The sequence below is a fragment of the Microbacterium sp. ISL-103 genome (genome assembly GCF_018613995.1).
Classification (GTDB): domain Bacteria; phylum Actinomycetota; class Actinomycetes; order Actinomycetales; family Microbacteriaceae; genus Microbacterium.
The window spans coordinates 1-4352 of record NZ_JAGGPD010000340.1; the positions used below are offsets into that span (position 1 = coordinate 1).

The window sequence follows — 4352 nt, forward strand, 5'->3', positions numbered from 1 at the left end:
ATCCGTCGGATCCCAGCCGCCGTGCGAGACGCCGCGCATCAGCTTGATGATGTCGAGCGGGTCGACGCCGCGGATCCTCGTGACGGCGTGCTCGCGGTACGACGGGAAGAGCGTGTCCTGCGCACGCGCCGCCCGAGCGGAGCCGACCTGGGCCGCCTCCTGTCCGCGACTCGGGGGCCACAGGGCGAGCTGCCCCTGGCGCTGCAGGTTGGTCGCCTGCACGTCGATGGCGCGGATGACCACCATGTCGCGGTAGAACTGCTCGAGTTCGGCATCGCTGATCGCCTCGATCAGCGGCAGATACTTCTCAGCAGCCGGACTCGGGGCGAAGCGGCCGTCCTTATCCAGGACGCGGACGAGTTCAGTCTCTGACGAGGTCACGACCACAACGCTACCTGCGCGGGCATGCCCGGTCACGCATACCTAGGACGTCCTCGTATATGCCGGGAAGCCGGAGAACACGCGGAACGACGCGGGTCAGCGCAGTGTCGCCGCGACCTCGAGGACGCGATCGACGGATGCCTCCTCGCCGACCGAGATGCGGATGCCGTCACCCGGGAACGGGCGCACGACGAGGTCGCCGGCCACGAATGCCGCCGCGATCTCGTCGGTGCGCTCACCGGTCGGAAGCCAGACGAAGTTGGCCTGGGAGTCGGGCACGTTCCACCCCTGAGCACGCAGCCCCTCGGCAAGGCGCGTGCGTCGCTCGACGATCACGGCGACGCGTTCGAGCAGCTCGCCCTCGGCATCGAGGCTCGCGATGGCGGCATTCTCGGCCGCAGACGTCACCGAGAGCGGGATGCCGGTGGTGCGGGCGGCGTCGAGAACCTTCTCGTGGCCGATCGCGTACCCGATGCGCAGGCCCGCGAGCCCGTAGGCCTTCGAGAACGTGCGCAGCACCACGACGTTCGGGTGCCGTTCGAAGACGCGCTCGGCGAGTCCGTCGACCGCTCCGGGGGCCGTCACGAACTCGGCGTAGGCCTCGTCGAGGATGATGAGCACGTCGGTGGGGACCCGCTCGACGAACGTCGCGAACTCGTCGCTCGTGATGATCGGCCCGGTGGGGTTGTTGGGCGTGCAGAGGATCACCGCGCGGGTGCGCGCGGTGACGGCGGCCGCCATCGCGTCGAGGTCGTGGCGGGAGTCGGCCGTGAGCGGCACCTGCACCCCGGTCGCGCCGGCGACGAGCGGCAGGCTCGGGTACGCCTCGAACGACCGCCAGGCGTAGACGACCTCGTCGCCGACCGACGCGGTGGCGAGGATCAGCTGGTGGAGGATCGACACACTGCCCGCGGCGACGTGCACCTGGTCGGCCTCGACGGCATAGCGCTCACCCAGTCGCTGGCGCAGGCGGCCCGCGGTCGCATCCGGGTAGCGGTTGATCGGCGTCGTGTGCTGCAGCGCCGCGGCGACCGAGGGCAACGGCTCGAAGGGGTTCTCGTTGCTCGACAGCTTGAACGCGTCTGGCCCCGCCTGCTTGCCCTGACGGTACGGGGCCAGGGCGGCGATGGCGGGACGGATGCGCGGCAGGATCGGGTCGGTCACAAGGATGAGTCTAGATTCCACAGCCCCCGAGGTTGCCGAACGATATGCGGACACTCTCAGGCGGCTCGAAGACGCCTGATCCGTGACCGAGTACGTCGAGCCGGAGCAGGCGCTCGCCCTGATCAGGAAACTCGGCTTTCGCGTGCGCGACGAAGGGCTGCTGTTCTCCGCACTCGACGAGATCGCCGCCGTGATCAGAGCGCACATTCGATAGCGAGCGAGCGATCTCGGACTGACTTCCCGCGGAGCGCATGGAAGACTGGACGGACTATGCGCTTCATCATCCGAGTCGTCGTCAACGCGTTCGCCCTCTGGGTCGTGACGCTGATCCCCGCCCTGCAGGTGCAGATCACCGCCTTCGCGCCGGGTGAGACCCTGCAGCTGGTGCTGACGCTGCTCGCGGTCGCCGCGATCTTCGCGCTCGTGAACACGATCATCGGCACGGTGGTGAAGATCGTCGCGTTCCCGCTGTACATCATCACCCTCGGCCTCATCGGGTTCGTGATCAACGGCTTCCTGCTCTGGCTCACCGCCTGGATCACGAGCGGCTTCGGCTGGGGTCTGACCCTCGGCAGCTTCTGGTGGGGCGTGCTCGCCGCGCTCATCATCTCGCTGATCAACGGCGTCTTCGGCTTCATCCTGCGCCCGCAGAACAAGCGCACTCGCCGCGACTGACGAGCACCCGGAGCGCCGATCATCCGACGCGCTCCGCGTGATACTCGGTCCGCTCGATCACCTCGGCAGTGTCGAGTTCTCTCCAGAACTCGTCCATGGCCTCGATCCGGGGATCACTCAGGTCATCTGCTCGCTTCGCGGTCTCGATGTACGTGTCGAGGTGGTGAGCGTCGACCAGGAGATCCTCGATCGTGTCGAACGGGTTGCCCTGGGTCGAGATGACGGCGCTGTCCGCAGATCCGGTCCCCTCGGGCGATCCGCCGCCCCGGAGCGCCGGCACCGGGTCGTCCGGGTGAATGACCTGGATGATGGTCTGATCGTCATCGAGGGTCGGCTCGACCGGGCTGCCCGCCGTGAGCTGCACCTGCACGTCGAACTCGCTCTCCATCGAGAGGTGCGCCGCGATCATCCCCGATTGCGAGTGGGCGACGACATCGACTTCGTCGCCGGCCTCAGCTCCGGCTGCTCTCAGCGCATCGAGCGTCGCCTGATACGACGCCGATTCCTCTTCCCCGTAGAGCTCGAAGTTCGACTTCAGGTCCCAAGGCTCCTTGCCACCCCACCCGATGCCCTGCGTGCCTTTCAGGTAGGCCACGAACTTCGTGCTGCCGTCGGCGAAGGAGTACTTCTCGACGGCGACCTGCGCCCCGGCGGTGGTGGGCATGCGCGCGAATGCTCCCGCCATGCCCGACGGGGCACCCTTCGGCGAAGACGTCTTGACCGGCGCGACCGAGACGGCATCCGCCGTGCCCTTCAGCGTCTCGCCGGGATGCACCTTTCCGAGCCCCGAGAGCACTCCCGTCATCGCCATGGCCTCGAACACCCGGTCGTACAGGTCGGGCGTCACGATGTTGCCGGTGAGGCCCTCGAAGCGCGTGGCCTGCCACCGGGCGATGAGCTCGTGGGCCATCTCGGACACTCTCTCGTCGCTCGCCGCGAGCCGATCGGCGCGTCGCATCAGCCGTTGCGCCGTGCTCGGATCGGTCTGCGAGAGCATCTCGGCCTCGGCCCTCAGCTCGACGTACTCGTAGGCGTCGGCCATGAGCAGCGTCGAGCTGGCTGTCTCCTGACACTCCTCATGCAGGCGCGCCACGCGCTGCCACGCCGCCCACAGTTCGACCGTGTCGACCTGCGCGCTGAACCCCGGGGCATCGAGGATCGCCCGGTAGGCGCGCATGATCGCGGAGCGCACGTCTTCGTAGCGAGAGGCGACGCCGTCGATTCGGCGGCCGACGTCGCGCAGAGCGTCGGAATCGACCGCGATCGCGCCACCGTGATCGATCGTCAGCCCGCTCATGAGACGTCGATCCGCTCGACCTCGGATTCTCGACTGCGCGCTTCAGACGCCTCGGCGCGGGTGCGCCCCCGCAGATCATCGATCGATTCCTGCATCGCCCGCACCCCGTCGGAGTGCCAGTCGGTGTCGGATGCGAGGCCTGCGAGCGACGCGCGGATGTCGTCGAGCGCGTCGATGGCGGTGTGGAGGGCGGCCAGGGCTTGGGCCTTCGCCCACGTCGCCTCGGCGCTGCCGGTCTGTGCGAGTGCAGAGGAGTACATGCGCTCAGCATCCGCGATCAGCCACCCGCGCCGAGGCGCCAGGGGCCCGAGTTCGCAGGCCCCGTGAGCAGGCTGCGCGGCGACGGCATCCGTGCAGAACGGGTGCCGCACGCCGGGCCCGGGATTTCCGGCGTCGCGCGATCCGCCACCGACCGGCAGAATAGGACGGTGACATCCCCGGATCCCTTCCGCGTGATCTTCGTGTGCACGGGGAACATCTGCCGTTCTCCGATGGCGGAGGTCGTGTTCCGCGATCTCGCGGAACGACAGGGTCTGGGCTCACGAATCGTCTCGCGCAGCGCCGGCACCGGCGACTGGCATCTCGGCGAGCGCGCCGACCACCGCACGCTCGACTCGCTCAGCCGCCGCGGCTACGACGGCTCGCTGCATCGCGCGAAGCAGTTCACGTTCGCATCGTTCGCCGAGAACGATCTGGTGGTGGCGCTCGACCGCACGCACGAGCGCATCCTGCGCGAATGGGCGCACAGCGAAGACGACGAGGGCAAGGTCACCCTGCTGCTCGCGTTCGACCCCGACGCTCCGAGCCAGGACGTGCCGGATCCCTACTATGCGGG

7 protein-coding genes are annotated in these 4352 nt (G+C 68.4%); 3 read left to right on the forward strand and 4 right to left on the reverse strand.

Translation table 11 applies throughout. From position 1 onward, the window contains the following. A partial coding sequence (locus J7E68_RS12710) for a thiamine pyrophosphate-dependent enzyme (RefSeq protein ID WP_311416849.1) occupies positions 1 to 381 on the reverse strand: 381 nt, incomplete at its 3' end. Between the two features lie 96 nt (positions 382 to 477). After that, positions 478 to 1545: a histidinol-phosphate transaminase gene (locus tag J7E68_RS12715; RefSeq protein ID WP_215173146.1), complete on the reverse strand. Its 1068-nt coding sequence runs from the start codon at positions 1543 to 1545 to the stop codon at positions 478 to 480. Positions 1546 to 1627: 82 nt separating this feature from the next. Here J7E68_RS12715 and J7E68_RS20160 point away from each other — a divergent pair, with 82 nt between their 5' ends. Beyond that, a complete protein-coding gene (locus J7E68_RS20160) occupies positions 1628 to 1759 on the forward strand; it encodes a hypothetical protein (protein ID WP_285225348.1) in 132 nt (43 codons plus the stop codon). 56 nt (positions 1760 to 1815) lie between these two features. Further along, positions 1816 to 2220 carry a phage holin family protein gene (locus J7E68_RS12725; RefSeq protein ID WP_215173148.1) on the forward strand — a complete coding sequence of 135 codons (405 nt, stop codon included), beginning with the start codon at positions 1816 to 1818 and terminating at the stop codon, positions 2218 to 2220. 19 nt (positions 2221 to 2239) lie between these two features. Here the strand turns inward: J7E68_RS12725 and J7E68_RS12730 are convergent, their stop codons facing one another. Next, positions 2240 to 3517, reverse strand: a complete 1278-nt coding sequence (locus J7E68_RS12730) for a hypothetical protein (protein WP_215173150.1) — start codon at positions 3515 to 3517, stop codon at positions 2240 to 2242. Further along, positions 3514 to 3777, reverse strand: a complete 264-nt coding sequence (locus tag J7E68_RS12735) for a hypothetical protein (protein ID WP_215173152.1) — start codon at positions 3775 to 3777, stop codon at positions 3514 to 3516. Before J7E68_RS12735 ends, J7E68_RS12730 begins: the two co-directional genes overlap by 4 nt. 231 nt (positions 3778 to 4008) lie before the next feature. Here J7E68_RS12735 and J7E68_RS12740 point away from each other — a divergent pair. Continuing rightward, on the forward strand, positions 4009 to 4352 hold a 344-nt coding region (locus tag J7E68_RS12740), incomplete at its 3' end, for a low molecular weight phosphotyrosine protein phosphatase (RefSeq protein WP_251048947.1).